Here is a 20506-nt window from a genome sequence, read left to right as displayed (position 1 = left end):
AATGCAAATTGCCAAAGTTCGCGGCACAGTAGTTAGCACCCAAAAAGATCCAACTCTTAGAGGTGTGAAACTACTGTTGTTACAATTAGTAGATGAAAACGGCAATATCCTACCAGAGTATGAAGTAGCAGCAGATATTGTGGGAGCAGGAGTAGATGAGTGGGTACTCATCACTCGTGGTAGTGCCGCTCGTCAAGTTGTTGGCAATGAACAGCGTCCATTGGATGCAGCAGTGGTGGCGATCATAGATACTATTTACGTTGAAGATCGCCTAATTTACAGCAAAAAAGATCAATATCGATAGTCATAAGTCATTAGTCATTGGTCATTAGTCATTAGTCATTAGCTCTCGACAAATGACAAAGGACAATGACAAATGACAACTGACAAATGACAATACAGGAGGAGTCTCGCGATGGCAGTCCGCAGCACGGCGGCACCCCCAACCCCGTGGTCAAGGAATTTAGCTGAACCCAAAGTCCATGAAACTGCCTTTGTACATTCGTTTTCCAATCTAATTGGGGATGTACGAATAGGTGCAAATGTAATCGTTGCTCCGGGGACTACGATTAGAGCGGATGAAGGCACACCTTTTTATCTTGGTGAAAACACCAATATTCAAGATGGTGTTGTGATTCATGGGTTGGAGCAAGGCCGAGTAATTGGCGATGACCAAAATAAATACTCAGTATGGATTGGTAAAAACGCTTGCATAACCCACATGGCTCTAATTCACGGGCCAGCTTATGTAGGGGATAATTCCTTCATTGGCTTTCGCTCGACGGTGTTTAATGCCAGAGTGGGTGCAGGTTGCATTGTGATGATGCATGCTTTGATTCAAGACGTAGAGATTCCCGCAGGTAAATATGTACCTTCGGGAGCGATAATTACCAGCCAGCAGCAAGCTGACCGCTTGCCAGATGTGCAAGATCAAGATAAGGACTTTGCTCATCATGTGGTTGGGATTAATCAGGCATTACGAGCTGGTTATCTCTGTGCTGCGGATAGCAAATGTATAGCACCCATTCGGGATGAGAATGCTAAATCTTATACAGGTAATGGTATTACTGTTTTAGAGTTGGAAAGGAGTAGTGAAGTGGCGAGCAATAGCTTGGGTGCAGAAACAATAGATCAGTTACGGTATCTATTAGAGCAAGGGTATAAGATTGGTACGGAACATGTAGACCAAAGACGGTTCCGCACAGGTTCTTGGACTAGCTGTCAGCCAATTGAACCGAGATCAATCGGTGAAGCGATCGCAGCATTAGAAAGCTGTGTAAATGAGCATAGCGGCGAGTATGTCCGACTGTTTGGCATTGACAAAGATAGACGGCGTGTGTTAGAAAGCGTCATCCAACGTCCAGATGGTGATGCAAAACCAGCTACCAGCTTTAAAGCTCCGGCTAGTAGTCATAGCAATGGCGGTTACAGCAGCAGTAATGGTAACGGTAACGGTTCTAGTAGTGGCAAAGTCAGTGGCGACACTCTAGAGCAAATCCGCCACTTGTTGGCAGGTGGTTACAAAATTGGCATGGAACACGTCGATGAGCGTCGCTTCCGTACTGGTTCCTGGACTAGTTGCAAGCCAATTGAAGCAAGCTCTACAAATCAAGTCATCTCCGCCTTGGAAGAATGTATCGCAAGTCATCCAGGAGAGTATGTACGTTTAATCGGCATTGATACCAAAGCCAAACGGCGGGTATTAGAGACTATTATCCAACGTCCAAATGGTCAAGTAGCTTCCTTTGGTAGCCAGAAATCATTTACTACTGGTGCAGCACCCTCTGGTACGGGAACAGCTACCAGTACCCGCCTGAGTAGTGAAGTAGTAGACCAACTCCGAAATTTATTGGCTGGTGGCTCGAAAATTAGTCTTGAACACGTAGATGAGCGCCGCTTCCGTACAGGTTCCTGGACTAGTACTGGTCAAATTCAAGCCTCCTCAGAAAGAGAAGCGATCGCCGCCATAGAAAGACAACTCGGCGAATATCCAGGGGAATATGTGCGTTTAATTGGTATTGACCCTAAAGCCAAACGACGGGTATTAGAGACCATTATCCAACGTCCAAATGGTAAAATCGCTTCTTCTGGTGGTAGTAGTCAGAAATCATTTGCTACTAGTGCAGCACCCTCTGGTACGGGAACAGCTACCAGTACCCGTTTGAGTACAGAAGTAGTAGGTCAACTCCGGCAATTATTGGCTGGTGGCTCAAAAATTAGCATTGAACACGTAGATCAACGCCGCTTCCGTACAGGTTCCTGGACTAGTACCGGTCAAATTCAAGCCTCCTCAGAAAGAGAAGCGATCGCCGCCGTAGAAAAGCAACTCGGCGAATATCCAGGGGAATATGTGCGCTTAATTGGTGTTGACCCTAAAGCCAAGCGTCGGGTATTAGAAACGATTATTCAACGCCCATAGTAGAGACGCGATTAATCGTGTCTAGGGAGTAGGGTAATATCCACCACTCCCCACTCCCATTCCCCACCCCCCACTCCGGCTTCCGAGGTTAAAATTTCCATGTCTGTGCCGCTACTGCGCCTCAGCAATAACTTTGATACTTACATTAGTGGTGAGGTGACTATTCATCCAAGCGCGGTACTTGCACCTGGGGTGATCCTTCAAGCGGCTGTAAACAGCAAGATCATCATTGGGCCAGGGGTCTGTATTGGTATGGGAGCAATTCTCCAAGTCCATGAAGGCACCTTAGAGGTAGAAGCAGGTGCAAACCTAGGAGCCGGGTTTTTGATGGTTGGCAAGGGCAAAATTGGAGCAAATGCTTGTATTGGTTCAGCGACAACAGTTTTTAACTATTCGGTTGAACCTGGACAAGTAGTACCACCTGCTTCAATTTTAGGAGACACCAGTAGGCAGATTGCCCCAACAAAGGAACCGGAACCATCTACAAGTAACCCAGCTTCTACAAGTGTCTCATCGCCGAAGGAAGAGGAAAATGGCTCAGGTGGAGTTAAGGAAAAGGCAGTTTCCTCTAACTTCTCAGCTTCGGCTGTTGTAGATTTCAAACAAAACAAGTCGATTTCTTACTTTAAATCTCCCGCCACTGCCGAAAGTAAGTCTCCTCCCGTGGAGGAACCTACCAATGATGCTGACTCTACCTTGCAAGAAGCCGCCCAACCTTCTACAGAACATAACTTAGACCCCAGTCAGCCGCCTGCAGAATCCCCTAACGGTTTTGGGACTCAAATTTATGGACAAGGGAGCATAAGCAGACTGTTGACCACATTGTTTCCTCATAGACAATCCTTGAGCAACCCAAATGACGATTAGTCCGAGTAAGTGTTAATTGTAAGTTGTCGGCTTTTTCCGTATTTTGGAGAATTCATCATGGAAACATACAATCAACGGTCTATTCGTACCATCCAGGGAACTAGTAGTCAAGAAACTTTTCAGGATACTGCTTTGGGTTTAGTTTCTACCCGCAGCTTTCCGGCGATCGTTGGGACAGCAGATATGATGCTGAAATCGGCGGGAGTTCACCTGGTTGGGTATGAAAAAATTGGTGGCGGTTATTGTACTGCGATCGTCCGGGGTGGAATTGCTGACGTGCGTCTGGCGGTAGAATCAGGTGTGCAGACGGCTGAACAGTTTGGTCAGTTGGTTTCTAGTTTGGTGATTCCCCGACCTTATCCCAACCTAGATATAGTGCTTCCCATCACAACTCGTTTCACTAAATTAATGCAAGAGGGCAATTCCAGCCGTCTGAGTAACCAAGCAATTGGTTTGGTAGAAACGCGAGGATTTCCCGCGATGGTCGGAGCATGTGATGCCATGCTCAAAGCTGCTGATGTTCATTTAGCAGCTTATGAGAAAATTGGTGGGGGTTTGTGTACAGCAATTATTCGTGGTTCTGTAGCAAATGTGGCGGTAGCAGTGGAAGCGGGGATGTTTGAAGCAGAACGCATTGGGGAATTGAATGCAGTAATGGTAATTCCTCGACCGTTAGACGAAATGGAGTTAACCTTGCCATTAGCAAGTTGCTGGATAGAAGAACGCGAACCGTTAAACTTGCCAGTAAATATTAAAGAACAAGTTGCCGAAATCGAGGTATTAAGATTACCAGACTTAACCAAGCTACCGACAAAAGTTCAAGAAGAATTATGGAATGATGAATGATGATAGATGAATTTTGGAACATCCTCATTCATCATTCAGCATTCATCGGGAGATGGAAGGCATCTTACGCTTTTGCTGTTCTGATAATAGCTTTTTGAATCCATAAATAAAATACCTTTATATTAATATAAAGAATAGAGTTTTATCTATGATAAAACTCGTAACTTTCTGTGAGGGTCACTATATCATTTGGCAGTGTTCAGTAATACTAGTTTTATATCTATTAATCGCTATATATAGGAGAATCACCCTTGAACCAAGCGACGCTGCACCAATTAAAGGTGTTCGAGGCGGCGGCACGGCACAGTAGCTTTACTCGTGCTGCGGAGGAATTGTTTCTCACCCAACCTACCGTTTCTATGCAGATCAAGCAACTTACTAAAACGGTAGGGTTGCCATTATTTGAGCAAGTGGGAAAGCGGTTGTATCTAACAGAAGCCGGACGCGAATTATTTGCCACTTGTCGGCAGATTTTTGAGAATATAGCCCAGTATGAAATGAAGGTGGCAGATTTAAAAGGGCTAAAACAGGGGCAATTACGCTTGGCAGTGATTACAACAGCAAAATATTTTGTTCCACGTTTGTTAGGGCCTTTTTGCGAACTTTATCCAGGAATTGATATCTCGCTGCAAGTCACAAATCACGAACAAATTTTGGAACGGATGAGTCAGAATCTGGATGACTTGTATATTATGAGTCAAATTCCAGACAATATGGATGTAACTTGTGAACCATTTTTAGAAAACCCTTTGATAGTCTTTGCACCGAATAATCATCCGTTATCCAAGGAAAAAAATATTCCTATACAACGCCTGTCTAACGAACCTTTTATTATGCGAGAACCAGGTTCGGGAACTCGTCGTGCAGTCCAAAAGCTATTTGAAGAACAAGGGGTGGCGGTAAAAGTCAAGCTAGAATTGGGAAGTAACGAAGCAATTAAACAAGCGATCGCAGGTGGTTTAGGAATTTCTGTTTTATCGCGTCATACCTTATTATTAGATGCTTCAGAGTTTAGCATTTTAGATGTACAACACTTCCCAATTCAGCGACAGTGGTACATGGTTTACCCATCTGGCAAGCAGCTTTCTATCGTCGCTCGTGCCTATTATGAGTATCTACTAGCTGCGGCAAAAAATATTGTCGAGCAAAATTCTTATACTGCTTCACTACCCTTGAACCAACTCACGGGTAATTCGTAATTACGAATTACCTCAAGGGGTTGACGGTTAGACCGGGAAACATTGACAATTAACCAACAGAATCATTAAAAATGGGGGGAAACTGGCAGTGGTTAACCCGGAACTACCGTCTTGGCGCAAAACAGTACAAAGCGAGATTGTAGCTGTTACCGTATATGCTGATAGAGCATTGGTTACACGGCGGGGTGTAGTTGATTTAACAGGAATTGAACAGGAATTAGTAATTACCCCAGTACCAATGACTCTCGAAACTGAGTCTATCAGGGTTAGCGGTAAAGGTACAGTAGAAGTGCGCTTGCTGGGGGTTAGTAGCGATCGTATCTACACTACTGAACCTGTAGCGGAGCGAGTCGCGCATTTGACAAGGCAAATTGAGCAGTTAGAAGCAGAAAAACGCCACTTGCAAGCCCAAGTGGATGCTTTAGCCTTACAGTCTAGTTTTATCGCTGGCTTACGTGAAAAAACAGAAGAACCCTTTGCACAAAGCTTGTCTCGGAAAAATCTCAGCCTTAGCGAAACTTTAGATTTCTTAAACTTTCTTGGAAGCCAGTATAGTGAGTATGCGATCGCATCTGGAGAGTGCAAAACCCAACAGCAGGAATTAGACAAACAACTGCAAGCCCTCCACACCTCATTGCAAATAATCCAAACACCCCATCCGAAAGAGAGTTTTAGTTTAGTTGTAGCCGTTGAAGTAGCGGGTGAAGGCGAATTTGAATTAGAGGTATCCTACATAGTAAATCGCGCTAGTTGGAATCCGCTATATGACTTACGGTTTAGCACTACCAGCGATATTGTACATCTGAGTTACCTTGCAGAAATCACTCAAAGCACTGGCGAAGATTGGATTGGTGCAAATCTCACCCTTTCTACCGCTAAACCGGGATTAGGTACACTTCCACCTAAACTTGAACCCTGGTATATTGATACGCCATTTCCTCAAAGAGTGCGACGATCTCGACTAGCTGCTGCCCAGCCACCACTACTGCCTAGCATACCAGAACTGCCCGCTTCTGCTGCCAGAACGGATTGGCAAGAAGAAGACGAAGTTGCTGAGGATATTCTTATCCCAGCAGAAACCGTTACAGCAGAAGTATCCAAAAAAGGCAGCGTAGTTACCTTTAAGTTGAATACTGGTGGTAACATTCCCAGTGATGGCGCACCTCATAAAACTACAATTTTCAACGATAATTATCCTTGTAGCTTCGATTATGTGGCAATGCCACGCTTGGTAAGTTTTGCTTATCTACAAGCTAATGTAAAAAATAGTTCCAACGGCACGACTTTGTTGCCAGGCAAAGCGAATATTTTCCGCGACAATGTTTTTATTGGAACAACTCAGTTAGAAAATATTGCGCCAGGGGAAGAGTTCAAACTTAACTTAGGCATTGATGAAGGTTTGAAAATCGAGCGCGACTTAGTTGAACGTTTGGTAGACAAAAGATTGATTAGCAATCAGCGCCGGACTACTTATAGTTATCGATTATTGATTACTAACTTAATAGATAAAGAAGTGAATCTAGAAGTAACTGAACAATTGCCAGTTAGCCGCAATGAGCAAATTAAGGTGCGCCTCAGCCGTAGCAACCCACAAATTCAACTTGGTGAAATGGGGGTTTTAGAATGGCAGTTAACTCTTCCACCACAGGAAAGAAGAGATATATATTACCAGTTCAATGTTGAACATCCCCCTGAATTAATGGTAGTTGGATTAGATATTTAAAATCGAGGTGAGCGTTAAGTAGAAAATTATAGCAGTTTTTAATTGGATACAATAGGCTCTGGTTTAAGAACAGAGGAGTCATAATCTTCTGACTCCTCATTGTTTTACCAGTGTATTTTATTCATCCGATCACTATATTCTTTACTTAAACATTATTTCCGATAACAGTAGCTTGCTAGTTAATAATCAAATACAGTTTAGTTAAGCATTTATTTCTTCTCTCGGTGTCCTCTGTAGTTCTTTAAAAAAATTTGATTTTATTCATTGAATATCTCTTTTTTCTGCATTGCTCTAAGTATTTAAATTTTTTTCAACCTATTGTAATTAAAAAAATTAAGTTAACAATCTAATTAATTGCTACTTGCTAGCAACACAGTAATTTCATATCTAAAATATTTTCATTAACGGTTTCTTAATTATTTCTTAAAATTCAACTTTTACTATTAGGGTCTAAAGTGTTGCTGACAGTATACTAATGAAATTATCAAGACGTAACTTCTTTACATTAGCTGGTGCGAGTGCTGTCGGTGTTACAATGCTTTCTCCCTTGGAAGCCTTATATGCAAGACGTGCTAATGGCCAAGTTGCAGGATTAACTGATGGTTACGGTCCATTAGCACCTAAGCTAGCCGAAAATGCAGATGAACTCCAAGGTGTCATTCTGAGTGGTATTAACTTAGGCAATACTCCCATTTTGCAGCTTCCTCCTGGCTTTAATTACACAGCGATCTCAATAAGAGGTCAGGCAATGAGTGATGGTGGTACTGTGCCTGGAAATCATGATGGCATGGCTGCATTCGAGGGCCCTAAGAACACCACAATTCTGGTGCGGAATCATGAAGTGGGTGCTTTGGGTTCTAACCCAGTTCGTGTAACTCAATCAAAATTATACGATCGCCTGGGTGGCGGCACGACAAATATTGTAGTTGGGCCCAATCGTCGGGTAATCAAGGATTTTGCTTCTCTGGGCGGCACAATTCGTAACTGTGCGGGTGGTCCCACTCCCTGGGGTACCTGGATTACCTGTGAAGAGGACGTAACGCTTCCCTCATCTGGTGGAGCAACCAAAAGGCATGGCTATAATTTTGAAGTACCAGCCACGGACGAAATTCAGGTTGCCGACCCAGTGCCTCTGGTTGCTATGGGACGTTTTAACCATGAAGCTGTTGCTGTTGATCCGGCAACTGGATGGGTCTATCAAACCGAAGACAGGGGCGATAGCTGTTTCTATAGGTTCCGCCCTAACCAGGAAGGTAACTTGCAAAGCGGTGGCGTGCTTGAGGCGCTTGTAATTGTAGGCGCACCTGCGGATACGCGCAAAGGCTACCTCGGCTATAAGAATATAGCGTTGGCAACCACTTGGGTTCCGATTAACAACGTTGATCCCAATACCGATAATGGTTCTGCTTCAGTGCGAGGACAAGCGCGGGCAATGGGTGCTGCAATCTTTGCGCGTGGTGAAGGTGCTTGGTATGGCAATGGCGCAATCTACTTTACCTGTACTAGTGGTGGTGACGCTGGTTTTGGTCAAGTTTTTGCTTACAATCCTAGTAACGGCACATTGACTTTAGTCGTTGAGTCTCCTGAAGAAAACGTACTAGACTTCCCTGATAACATTACAGTTGCTCCTTTTGGTGATTTGATTCTTTGTGAAGATGGAGGCGGAGACAGTTATATTGTTGGCGTTAATCAAAGCGGCGAGCTGTATCAGTTTGCAAAAAACAATATCAATGACAGTGAATATGCAGGAGCCTGCTTCTCACCTGATGGCCGCACAATGTTTGTCAATCTCCAATCCCCTGGAATTACCTGTGCGATTTGGGGGCCTTGGAAGAGAAACCGAGCATAAGGTTAGTTATATCTAAGTGATTTGATCGCTTACAGGGCTACTCCAGTTTATTCTTGGAGTAGCCCCATTTTTATTAGGTTTTGAATGAGATTCTAGGAATACAGAGGAGACAACTAGAAATGGATCTGCTGGTTCGAGAAGTGCAACCTAATGATGCTGCGGCGATTATTGGCATTCTGAACCCTATCATTGAAACCAGTTTATACACTGTCTTTGATACACCGCTTACAGTCGATGCCGAACGGGAGTATATATTGAATTTTCCCCAGCGTGGAGTGTTTCATGTTGCTGTCCGCTTTCCAAAGCAGACGGTTGTAGGGTTTCAAACTATGGAACCATTTGCGACCTTTACAAATGCCTTTGAGCATGTGGGAATCATCGGAACGTATGTGGATCTTTTGTACCGACGACAAGGCATTGGCAAAAGGCTGTTTGAGGCTACCTTTGAAACCGCTCGCACCAAAGGATACGAAAAAATCTTAACCTACGTTCGCGCCGATAATGCCCCTGCGTTAGCTAGTTATCTCTGGCATGGTTTTCGCATAATTGGAACGGCACAAAGACAAGCCAAGATCAAAGGAACTTATATAGACGAGATCATCATTGAACGGTTTTTGTAAATAGTCTCTATGCTTCTCACTGCTACGCTAAACTTATAAGAATTTATAGGGTTTCATTTGCTTGATGGTAAATATCAACCGTTGGAACCCAATCCCCAAGACTGGTTATGGAGTCAACAGCTAGGTTTGTATTTAGGGGTTTATCAAGAGAATTTACGCTTTTTTACTCCGAAAGCAGAACTCGTTCCGACACCAGAAGAAGTTGCACAACAAGAGAAACAACGCAGCGATCGCTTGGCAGCAAAACTGCGAGAATTAAATATAGATCCAGATAGTATTTAACCTCCGCACTGTCTTGCTTGTGCCTTTAAAGACCTTAATCAGAATTATCAGTTAGCATTCGTTTTCTAGTAAGACCTACAAAGAAGCAAAGCTCAGACTACTTGAAGACGAATACGAACCAGTCGAAGGAAGGTTAGCAATTTTAATACCAGCCTAAAAAACGTCTTGCTCGACTTTTTCAGACAATGACAATTTATGCCCCCAATTTAATGGGGGTTTTTTATGGTAATCAAACTAAAAAACTGCGTAGACGCGCAGCGACAAGTCTAGAGATATCTGGCTTTCGCTGCCTGGAACCGCTTCGTCAGAATCCGCGATCGCTGTCGCTGATAAGCCAGATTCAGTAATATCACCATTATTTTTTGTCAAGTCGTATTGACAATTTGTAACAAAATAGTTATATTTGGTTACATAAGTAAACAAATAAGAAAAAAAACTATGTATACCACCACTAACGAAGACGGCATTCTCAACAACTACGCAGCAGAACCCAAGATGTACTACGCTGAGTACCCCGCAATTTGGGAACAACGTAAATACGTTTTACAGGGTATTTTTGCAACTTTAATTCTCACCAGTTTAGTTTTGATTGGTTTTAGTGTTAGCTAAGATTTTTTGATTTCAGTATCGCTGTATCTCATTGTCATTCATACTTCTCTCTGTTACCTCGGTTAGTTTCGCCGGGGTTTTTTGTATTTTATGTATCCCAAACGGCAGCGGTATGCTGATAAGCCAGATTGATAAATACCATCAGTCTTTTTTTGTCAACAAAGATTGACAAATTGTAACAAAACCGTCATATTTAGTTACATAAGTAAACAAAGAAGAAAAAAAACTATGTATACTACCATTAACGAAGACGGCATTCTCAACAACTACGCAGCAGAACCTCAGATGTACTACGCTGAGTACCCCGCAATTTGGGAACAACGTAAATACGTTTTACAAAGTCTTTTTGCAACTTTAATCGTCACAACTTTAGTTCTAATTGGTTTTAGCGTTAGCTAAGATTTTTCGGTATGACTGTATCTCATCGTCAATCTCACTTCTCGACTTTACCTCGGCTAATTTAGCCGGGGTTTTTTGTGTTTTACACGTTCCAAATGGCGAGTGGTATGTTGCGATGTTTATAAAAAGCGAGGGAGTGGTGATACTCCCTCGCTTTAAAAAAATCCCTACAGCTTAACTGATTTTGAATGTTAAATTTTAGCTGCAATCATCTTTTGGCTACACCACACTAGCAACAAAAACAAAATCATTTGCTGTGAGGCTTGTTGATGTAATTCCCACTAATGAAGCCAACTCTGTATTTCCGGTTTTCACTAAGGTTTCACTACCCTGTTGCAATAGTGTCAGGGCACTAAACTGAGTAACACCAATACCGCCTAGCCCGATTTTATCAGTGCCGATCACAAAATCAGTCACGATGTTCTTGCTAGTTGGTAGACTGGCGTTAGCAATCCAGAATTGGTCAGCACCAGCACCACCACTCAGGCGATTACCGCCCTGTTGACCGGCAAATAGCACATCATCACCATCGCCACCAGATAGGGAATCATTGATACTGGAGAAGAGTTTGTCATCCCCAGAACCACCATAGAAACGGTTATTGCTGCCGTTGCTGGTGAGGGTGTCATTACCTGAACCACCGAAGGATAATTGACGCGAACCTTCGACTACTGTGAGAGTATCAGCACCTGCTGCCCCAAACAAATTATTACTGCCATTGGCTTCGACTACGGTAATTTCATCATTACCAGCACCACCATCAGCACTAGTATTGTTAGCAGGTCCATTTGCGCCAATCAAGACTTGATCGTTACCGTCTCCTGTGGATACTGAAGAGTCACTGTCGATTAGCACCGTGTCTTCACCATTCCCAGTCACAATTGTGTTACCTGTAGTACCCTCTACAAAGTCTGCGCCGTCACCTGTGAGTAAGGTTTGATCCGGCTGAACAGTAATATCATCACTGCTATTAGAGCCAAAATTAATTTCTTCTGCTTGAGGTTGACCTAAACCAGGAGCAAGGTTAAGGGGATTTTCCAGTTTTAGGAGAATTATTTCATTGTTGTCTATAACTGGATTCTGAGGATCATCTCCAGGACGACCTGTTGAGAAGGGATAGTTGTTGTCATTAGCTACCAAAATGGTGTTTTTGTCAACAACCAAAACATTTTCAATTGTTACAAACGGGAAGTCAAAGGTGGTTTTACCATCGCCATTGAGGTCGTTAGGGTCTTGAATATTCAACAAGTCTGCAACTTCTTCTTTGACTACGTAGCCATTAGAGTCTGTTTTAGACAGGTCTATTTTGAAAATCTTTTTGAATTGAGCAGAATCACCTTGACCACCATCCCGCTCAATGACTAAGTATTCATTGTCATTAATTACTGCAAGATCGCCGATCGCATAAGCAGGATCTTCCAGCTTGTAGTAAAGTTTATTATCAGTGTACTCGCGGCTGGCGATATCAAATTCATTAATCCGCACAGCACCAGCCGGATCACCCTGAACCGTACCCTCTAGCATCATATAGAGTTTGGTTTTGCTGGCGTTGATTGCTCCGCCTTCAAAACCTTTGGAACCACCCAAGTTAGCAAAAGCATCTCCTGAGAGAACATCGGGGTTTTGTGGCGATCGCACTAAGTTATTCTGAGGATCACTCAAGAAATCTCGGACTTTATCCCCTGTATCTGGGAAATCTGTGAAGAGTGCATCTACCCCTAATTGAAAGAACTGCTGGTATTCTAGTTCTGGATTACCTTGGTAATCTGCGGCTAAATATAGGTCTTCATTGCGGAAGGTGTAGGGATGAACCTGTAGACCTGCACTGTGAGCATCTTGAATTAAAGTCGTGGGAGGTAACGTTGTCTTATCAGCATCATTTACTGCACCATCTCCATTGACATCATCTGCCAAACCATCGCTATTAGTATCTGTACCTTTGACGCTGACAATTAACCGCTTCCAAGGGCCAATGCCATCAGCATAGGTAGCGATTTCAGCCAAACCTTCTGGAGTCCGTAAATCACCATAAGTCCGAAGGCCGCCACTGACTTCAAAATCATAAGGCTGAGTCTCTATGATCTCACCGTTTAGCTCAATTCCAGCTGCATCTAGAAGTTGAACCAGGGGAATATCTACACCTGCATTAGGCATAATGCGATCGTGTAGATCCTTGAGATTACCTACTTCAAAGGACTGAATGAAAATCCGACTTGGATCGGTGAAGTTCTCGGCCTTGAGTGTATCGATCAGGATTTCACTGATGTTTCTGTTAATTTTGTCCGTAGTGCCTACATAAGTAGCTTCTTCGGCAGAATAGGTGGGATGCTTAGTTTCGGGATAAATGCCAATCTTTTTACCCGTCTCGGCTTCTACTTCTTTAACCAAGTCGATGATTTCGGCGAGAGTGGGAATTTCAAATTGGCCATTGAAGGATTGGTCGCGGAAAGGTACACGCTGTATCGCTCTTAAAGTCTTGATTTCTTCTAAAGTAAAGTCTTCAGCAAACCAACCTGTGATTTCAGTTCCATCGAGGCTGACTGTTTTTTTGCGATCGGCAAACTGTGGATACTTGGTAATATCGTAAACATCTGTGGTTGTATTGCTTAAATTAAGAGTGCCATCAGCGTTCAAAATTGCCAAAGCAGGCTCATGACGAGCAATTAATACTCCATCTTTTGTAACTACTAAGTCTGGCTCAATAAAATCAGCGCCGTCTACAATTGCCTGTTTATATGCCTCTAGGGTATGTTCTGGAAGATCCCCACTTGCACCTCTGTGACCAATAACTTTAGGCGCTCCTCCATCTAGAGTTTTGAATTGGTCGGGTGTAGCAACGGGAGCCTCTAACAGCTTACCAGTAGCATCAAAATGCAGTAGATAGGGGCCAAACTCCTCTCCAACCCAGATTGTCCCGTCTTTATCAAAGACGAATGACTCTATATCAAAATCTGCACCAGTCAGTAGTCTTTCAGAACTTCCTTCATTAACTATTTGGAAAGGAATCTTGTTATCGGGATCAGACAGTTGAATGTAGTCTAAAACTTTAACAGTGCCATCTCCATTTTCTGTTCCCTTAAAATTCGGGTCTAGACGATGGATGCGTAACAGAAAATCTTCACTATTATCTTTGCTGCCGTAACCATTATCTGACAGAAAGTATAAAGAGTCATTATTAGCAAACTGTACACCACTGAAGCCTTGTATTGGCTGTCCTGGGAAAGGCCCCGTTCTGCCATTGGCTGAAATTTCCTCACCAGAAACTGGCCCATCACTAAAGGTATCAGCAGGTAAAGAAGCGAAGCCGACTAACTCAATTGCCATAATTTAGAACGTTGTTTGGGTATTGGATTTAACTGCACCACAAAGTATTCAAGTTCTCTGATTGCATTACTTGTGGGAAAAATAAATCATGTTCTCACGCTAGAAAGCGGAGTTACGGGAAAATCTCAGAATTACAAAAATATAGTTTAGAAAAGCCCGTTAAGTCCGATTTCGTCCAAACGCTAGTAGTTATGAGGTAACTTAGCTAGCAGTAAAGATGTTTTCATTAGAAGATTAAGAAAACAATAAGCTAAACGGAAGAAATGATTAAAATCTACACAAATAAAAAAGTAATACCAATTCAAATAATGTTTGCGACACATCAATTATTTGTAAGGGCACAACATTGTTGTGCCCCTACCCATCTGTCGCATTCTTTTTTCAAATTGGTATAATATTTATGACAATCTGCTTGGATTAATTACATAAAAAATAATTCACCATAGATATTTGTAGTAATATGGCAATGCCATTGGTGTCAAAAAGTCAAGCATATATATTTATATTTTGCTTGGCTAATGATTTTTTGATAATTATCAAAAAATAAAACTTGATTATTTTTAATTTTAATTCGCTAGTGATCGCATGGATTTCACTGTTATATCGTGTCCGCTTGATTACTTATTAAACCCGAAGGCTGTAGGTAATCGTAACTAATTATGTGGACATGATATTTGTAAAGGCTAATATAGTACACCCGTAGGGGCAGGGCATATTCCCTACACCTTGGAATATAAAGTCGTATCGCATTTGAATGGAAACCGCTATATCATTTAAAAAAATCTTCGCAACACATAAAACATTTAGATCCCCGACTTCTTAAACAAGTCGAGGATCTCGTTATTCAGGAATGATTTAGAATTGGGATGACGCTAGGCAACAAACTAAGCCACGACGCTAGGAGAGAAAACAAAGTCATTTGCAGTTAGGCTAGTTGAGGTAATTCCTAGCAATGAAACCAACTCTGTATTTCCTGTTTTCACCAAAGTGTCACTACCTTGTTGCAACAGTGTTAGCCCACAAAATTGAGATACGCCAATACCACCCAGCCCGATTTTATCAATCCCGATTGTAAAATCAGCAATAATATTTTTACTAATTGGCAGACTACCATTAGCAATCCAGAACTGGTCAGCACCAGCACCACCACTTAGGCGATTACTACCCTGTTGACCAGCAAATAGCACATCATCACCATCGCCACCAAATAGCGAATCATTGACATTGGAGAAAAATTTGTCATCTCCAGAACCACCGTAAAGAAGGTTATTGCTACTGCCACTGCTAAGGGTATCATTGCCTGAGCCACCAAATAATGATTGACGAGAACCTTCAATTACTGTGAGAGTATCATCACCTGCCCCACCAAACAAATTATTACTACCACTAGCTTCCACCACGACAATCAGATCATCACCATTGCCACCATCAGCATTGGTATTTTGAGCCGGGCCATTTTGACCAATAAATATCTGATCATCACCATCATTCCCGGATATTGAAGAGTCACTCCCTGCAAGCACGATGTCATCACCGTTTCCAGCCAAGATTGTATTATTTTTAGTACCCTCTACAAAGTCTGCTCCGTCACCTGCATTAAAGAATTGTCCAGGCTCAAGATTGACAGTATCGCTGTTGCTAGAACCAAAACCGTTCGGGAAACTAGGCTCTACAACTGTTAGGTTATTGGGTAGTTCCAAAATACCGAGTTTCTGAGCAGGTGTATTGCCTGCAACATTAAAGTCGTTGTCATTAATCAAAGCTAGGGTGTTGGGTGCTACCAGTGCCAGACCTTCTAATTTTTCGACTCCCGTGTAACCCAACTGAGCAGCATTAGCAATTAAACTCTTGGTGACAGGGTTAATATTGGCAGCAGCTAACTCCGCAGAAGTAAGTTGTTCGATGGTTTTATCAGCTAGCAAGGTAAAGTTAGCAGGGTTATTAATGTTGCTTGCCCCGGCTAAATCAATTTGATAAATTAGTTTATTGCCAGCAGACGTACCATTGTCATCTCGCTCAACTACTGCAAATTTGCCGTTACCTAAAGATACTGCATCGCCAATTTTGTCAGTTGACGGTAAACCTTCCAGAAGATATAAATATTCTCCTGTTACTTGCTTGGTGACAATATCAAACTCTAGAATTCGCAGGTTGAGAGAAGCTTTAGAAGTCGCATCATTGGCGACATCTGGATTATCAATTGGACTTTGAATAAAAGCGTATAATTTATCACCTTCCAAGGCTACAGCTTCAAATCCCCGGTTATTGCGGCGTTGGGCATAAACTGCTGGCAATACCTCAGTACCAAAAGTTCCTGCTGGTTGATCTGGGTTGGGTGCTGTGGCAGTTCCTTGAGGAATAAAGCGATCGCTCAGTTTACCATTAACATCAAAGTGATAAATTGCCGGACGGTATTCATCTACCATCCAATAGTCACCATTTTCCGCAATTACAATTCCTTCTAAGTCAGCACCTAAAGGATCGTTAGCTAAAATATTGTTATCTAAGTCAACGGCAATTTCATCAGTGTAGGCGGTACCATTTGCCCCAGCTTGCAGGTTAGGCAATCCAGTTAATGGTGTTGTCCCATCTTGGCGGAATAATCCAGTTCTATTGGTAATACTGATTTCACCTGTAGTGCGATTGAGTTCAAAGCTGACTATTTCTGGTTGAAATTCTGGCAATAAAAATGGTCTGTTGAAACCATCAGGTTCTCCATTGGGGCCCCTGTCTGTGTGAGTGACAAACTTCAGATTCCCATTTGCTGCGAACCCTTGAAAATACAACCCAGAGAAACCACCTAAGAAAATATCTTGATTTTCAGAGGTTGTTCCTAACTTGGGTAAGTTTTCAAATTCATAGATAGTCAGCTTGGGTTGAGCAACAGGATTGCGTGGATCGTAACTAGTGGTGTCAATAGTTAGAGAATTGGGGAAGGCATTGGCAATATTTTCCCAAGGTACAAGCTTGAAGTTAGAACTGATATTTTCCTCTTCACCTTCATCGCTGACTATTGTGGCAGGTTCATTGGAGCCATCTTGAGTGACAAATAAACCAAATGGAAAGTTAGGCCCCAGTGGTACGTTAATTACATCTGCACCGTCTGACTCTTGTACGCTGTCAATTGCCCCATTGTTACCAACCGCAAAGTTACCCACGTATTCGTTGTTACCTTCACGAGTGTAAGCAACAAAGGTGTTGTCGCCTTGGCTAGATGCTAATAAGTAGCCTGTGCCATTTTTGCCGTAATAAATAGTCAGTCCTTCTACGTCATCGGTGAAATAATTACCACCTAAATCTCTGACTTGATCAATTAGCTTGCCAGTTGTGCCACCGTTTGGTTCTGCTTGGAACTTCCAGATACCGATATTTTCCTGGCCGATGTAAAGGAAACCAGTTTCCTGGTCTACTACCATACCCTCTGTTTGCGGATCGCGTCCTTCAATTGTCGGTACAGTAAATTCTCGCACCCGTTCAATGCCAATTTTGCCATTACCTTTGTCAATTAGTTTGAACTGAGCTACATCTCCAGTTTCTCGGCGATTAGCAAAGACATAATAATCATTGGTGATTGGACTACGGTACAATGCCAGTCCGTAAGCACTCCGAGAAGATGAGGAATAAGGTTCTGCAAAAGGTGCTGCTTGGAAGAGAGTGCCAAGGTTGCTGTCGGTAATGTCTTCTAGATAGTTGCCCTCAGCGCCAGGGTTGGGGTTAATTTTGAAGATTGCTAATTTATCATTGCCGCGATCGCTAGCTACGGCAATATCAACGGATTGATTGCCTAATTTGAAACCGTATTGTAGATCAATGTTGTTGTAGCGAATACCACCAGGATTAACTGTTTCTAACAAATTCCCAGACAAGTCATAAACCCGCAGTCCGCCATTTTTCACTGAGGTCAATACTAGGCTATCGGCAGAATTTGTGGCATTAACATAAATGGCAGGATCATCAGCATCAGCCCGTTGATCAACTGCCAGTGTCTCATCATCCAACAAATCGGGACGAGTTTCTACTGTGGGTGCAGCAGTTGAAACTAAGCCTGCATCCAGCGTAAGAATTTGGGTAAATTGGCTTTGGTTGAAGTTGTTATCACTTACCAGCACAATCGACTGACGACCATCTGCTAATTTGGGACCAAAGGTGATGCCTTCGATGTTATCTGTACCGTTAGGCAAATCCAGATCATTTAAATTTAACAGCAGACGTTTTTGCGCGGGTTGGATAGCTGCTAATTGCTCAGTACTCAAATTATTCAGAGAATCGTAGAAACTAATGTCTGTTGCACCTTGCAAAGAAATTTCGTAGATTTTGATGGTGTTACCGACACCCGCAGAAAAAGAGCGTTCCAAGGCTAGCAAAGTGCCACGGTTGTCGATCGCTAGTAAATCCACTAAACCATTGTCACCAAAGCCTGTGCTAGGGTTGGGTACTTCGGCGATTGCATTAGTAATATACAGGTATTCTTTTTCTGGCTGTCCACTTACCAGATTGTATTGCAGAATCCGGGAAGGGCTGCCACTAGTGAGCGAAGCTCTTAATCCATCTTGGGATAGGGCGTTTTCAGTGGCGGTGAATAGAGTTTTTTGGTCTGGTGTAATGGTGAGGCTTTCAAATGCCAGATTATTGTAAACGCCTGATATTTGCGTATCACCTGCATCTACAATACCGTTGGCGTTGGTATCTTCAACTACTGGTAAGAATTTGCTGGGGACAGGTAGAGAACGCAATTGTTGCCCCGTTGTCAGGGAAAATTCCTTAATAAAGGGATCGCTAACTCGACCTGCACCAAGATTAACTTCACCTTCAGAAGAGATGAAAACAGTATCATTGTTAGTTAAAGCAATGCCTTCTGGGTCAATACTAAATGTTTCAAATAAGTTGTTATTATTATCTTTCAAAGGCGTGACATTGGTAAAAGTTACCTCGGTATCAGCAGTGAAAGTATAGAAGCGGGCGGGGCCAAATTGGGAGCGATCGTCTGAGATAGTGTAGTAGCGATTGTTAACAGCATCGTAAGTTACACCAGATAGTCCACCCAATGGAGTCTGTACTCCATTCACAGTTCCTGCTGCACCACCAGGAATAAAGCCAGTAACGAAAGTAGACTGCCCCTGGAATCCTATACTGGGAATGGTTTTACCTGGTTCATTTGGCCCAGTTTGCACATCTGTAAATACTAAGCGATGGTCAGAACTGGGGAAAGGAAAAGTACCTACCAAGGGGAATGTTGGGTCAGTATTCAGTGGCCAGAATACTGCTGAGTTGGCAATTGTCAGGTCAGCGGAGGGTAGCACGTAATCAGTCCGCAGGTTTCCGGGAGCCGTATCAGCAAAGTCTGCGGTATCAAAGCTAGGATTACCCTTTTGGCTAGCGTTTGCACCACCCTGCAACTCTGCTTGTTGAGACCCACCCAGACTGCTAGGAATGACATTAGTATTGATATTAGGATTTTGCAACAGTTGGCGAATAGCGTTGTCAAAACTATCACCATCCAAGGGATCTGCATTTTGATCGCCCGCAATCACAAAGCTTGAGCCAGCAGCAATACCGCCAATTTTCCCCTGATCATCGTAAATATAATTACCTTTACCAGGAGTAATATAGTCTGCCCAAAAGCGGATTTCATCGTGGTTGCGCTTACCGTTGCGGTCTTCCCGTCCATCGAAGGTTGGAGGTGTGGGGTGGCTGGCGAGGACATGAATTGTCTCGCCGTTTACCTGGATTGGTACATCCCAATGACTTTTGGAGGAGAGACGTAAAACTTCCAGTTCATCTTGAGAATACCAATCATTGGGCTGTGGTGTTGTAGGATCATCCGGAAGCAAAGCATTGGGCATATCCTTCCAGAGGAAGTTTTGGAAGGTGCGGACATTAGCTGTGTCAATGGGATATTTAGACAGCACTAACATCCCGAATTGACCAGGAAAGTTACCGAATCCGAAGGCATCATCCCCATATCCCGGTTCGCCTGGGGTTGTAACTACTGCGCCGTTGTTGTTCAAGTCAAACCCAGAGGCGATACCCGTGTTGGAAGGAGCAATGTAAAAGTAAGGGTAATCAACAGGATTTGAACCATTCTGGCTGACTGCAAGGTAATTTTGCTTAAATAACTGAATTGCTTCCGGGGAGTAGTCAAACTCGTTAATTAGTAATACATCCGGGTTATTACGTTGGATGATTTCTGCAACCGCCTTGGCCTGAGCATTGTCAGGGTTAGACAAATCACTTACTAACTGACCTTCAGCGTTCCGATTCAGGGAAGCATTGAACTGGGAAAAGCGAATTGTGCTTGTAGTGACCATAGTTTAATTCTCAGGTAGATTTCAAACATGAGACTGCTTGGAAAATTGGGAGTGCGGAATG

General features: G+C 43.0%; 13 protein-coding genes and 2 pseudogenes. 12 read left to right on the top strand and 3 right to left on the bottom strand.

The window, feature by feature from the left end:
* Position 1: 1 nt before the first annotated feature.
* From H6G97_RS00855 to H6G97_RS00815, 10 genes and pseudogenes are all read left to right on the top strand, one after another.
* Positions 2-304, top strand: a complete 303-nt coding sequence (locus H6G97_RS00855) for a beta-carboxysome shell vertex protein CcmL (RefSeq protein WP_094327600.1) — start codon at positions 2-4, stop codon at positions 302-304.
* A 111-nt stretch (positions 305-415) separates the two neighbouring features.
* Positions 416-2068: pseudogene (locus tag H6G97_RS00850) on the top strand (ribulose bisphosphate carboxylase small subunit); the annotation flags it as partial.
* A gap of 93 nt (positions 2069-2161) precedes the next feature.
* Entirely contained in the window at positions 2162-2419 is a 258-nt protein-coding gene (locus H6G97_RS52110; protein WP_242054770.1) for a RuBisCO small subunit-like domain-containing protein, read from the top strand.
* Positions 2420-2518: 99 nt separating this feature from the next.
* Positions 2519-3286 (top strand): beta-carboxysome scaffolding protein CcmN, encoded by a 768-nt coding sequence (locus tag H6G97_RS00845; RefSeq protein WP_190938859.1) that lies wholly within the window; start codon positions 2519-2521, stop codon positions 3284-3286.
* 57 nt (positions 3287-3343) lie between these two features.
* Positions 3344-4132, top strand: coding sequence for a beta-carboxysome assembly protein CcmO (locus tag H6G97_RS00840; protein WP_190938858.1), 789 nt, complete (start codon positions 3344-3346; stop codon positions 4130-4132).
* Between the two features lie 251 nt (positions 4133-4383).
* Positions 4384-5331 carry a LysR family transcriptional regulator gene (locus H6G97_RS00835; protein ID WP_190938857.1) on the top strand — a complete coding sequence of 316 codons (948 nt, stop codon included), beginning with the start codon at positions 4384-4386 and terminating at the stop codon, positions 5329-5331.
* Positions 5332-5419: 88 nt separating this feature from the next.
* Positions 5420-7054 carry a mucoidy inhibitor MuiA family protein gene (locus H6G97_RS00830; RefSeq protein WP_190938856.1) on the top strand — a complete coding sequence of 545 codons (1635 nt, stop codon included), beginning with the start codon at positions 5420-5422 and terminating at the stop codon, positions 7052-7054.
* A gap of 475 nt (positions 7055-7529) precedes the next feature.
* Positions 7530-8903 (top strand): alkaline phosphatase PhoX, encoded by a 1374-nt coding sequence (locus H6G97_RS00825; RefSeq protein ID WP_190938855.1) that lies wholly within the window; start codon positions 7530-7532, stop codon positions 8901-8903.
* Between the two features lie 119 nt (positions 8904-9022).
* Positions 9023-9523 carry a GNAT family N-acetyltransferase gene (locus H6G97_RS00820; protein WP_190938854.1) on the top strand — a complete coding sequence of 167 codons (501 nt, stop codon included), beginning with the start codon at positions 9023-9025 and terminating at the stop codon, positions 9521-9523.
* Between the two features lie 39 nt (positions 9524-9562).
* Positions 9563-9805 (top strand): annotated as a pseudogene (locus H6G97_RS00815) (Uma2 family endonuclease); the annotation flags it as partial.
* Between the two features lie 234 nt (positions 9806-10039).
* On the opposite strand, the gene H6G97_RS54640 reads toward H6G97_RS00815, so the two are convergent.
* Positions 10040-10174: a hypothetical protein gene (locus H6G97_RS54640; RefSeq protein ID WP_277883235.1), complete on the bottom strand. Its 135-nt coding sequence runs from the start codon at positions 10172-10174 to the stop codon at positions 10040-10042.
* Positions 10175-10243: 69 nt separating this feature from the next.
* On the opposite strand from H6G97_RS54640, the gene psb34 (H6G97_RS00810) reads away from it, so the two are divergent.
* Together psb34 (H6G97_RS00810) and psb34 (H6G97_RS00805) are read left to right on the top strand one after the other, a co-directional pair.
* Positions 10244-10414, top strand: a complete 171-nt coding sequence (gene psb34 / locus H6G97_RS00810) for a photosystem II assembly protein Psb34 (protein WP_190938853.1) — start codon at positions 10244-10246, stop codon at positions 10412-10414.
* A gap of 228 nt (positions 10415-10642) precedes the next feature.
* Positions 10643-10813, top strand: a complete 171-nt coding sequence (psb34, locus tag H6G97_RS00805) for a photosystem II assembly protein Psb34 (RefSeq protein ID WP_190938852.1) — start codon at positions 10643-10645, stop codon at positions 10811-10813.
* 219 nt (positions 10814-11032) lie between these two features.
* Here psb34 (H6G97_RS00805) and H6G97_RS00800 read toward each other — a convergent pair whose 3' ends face one another.
* Positions 11033-14140, bottom strand: coding sequence for an esterase-like activity of phytase family protein (locus tag H6G97_RS00800; RefSeq protein ID WP_338421552.1), 3108 nt, complete (start codon positions 14138-14140; stop codon positions 11033-11035).
* 881 nt (positions 14141-15021) lie between these two features.
* Positions 15022-20445, bottom strand: a complete 5424-nt coding sequence (locus H6G97_RS00795) for a phytase (protein WP_190938850.1) — start codon at positions 20443-20445, stop codon at positions 15022-15024.
* Between the last annotated feature and the right edge of the window lie 61 nt (positions 20446-20506).

The sequence above is a fragment of the Nostoc flagelliforme FACHB-838 genome (genome assembly GCF_014698065.1).
GTDB lineage: Bacteria > Cyanobacteriota > Cyanobacteriia > Cyanobacteriales > Nostocaceae > Nostoc > Nostoc flagelliforme_B.
Note: the sequence above shows the minus strand (reverse complement) of the source record. Positions and strands in the feature narration are given on the sequence as shown.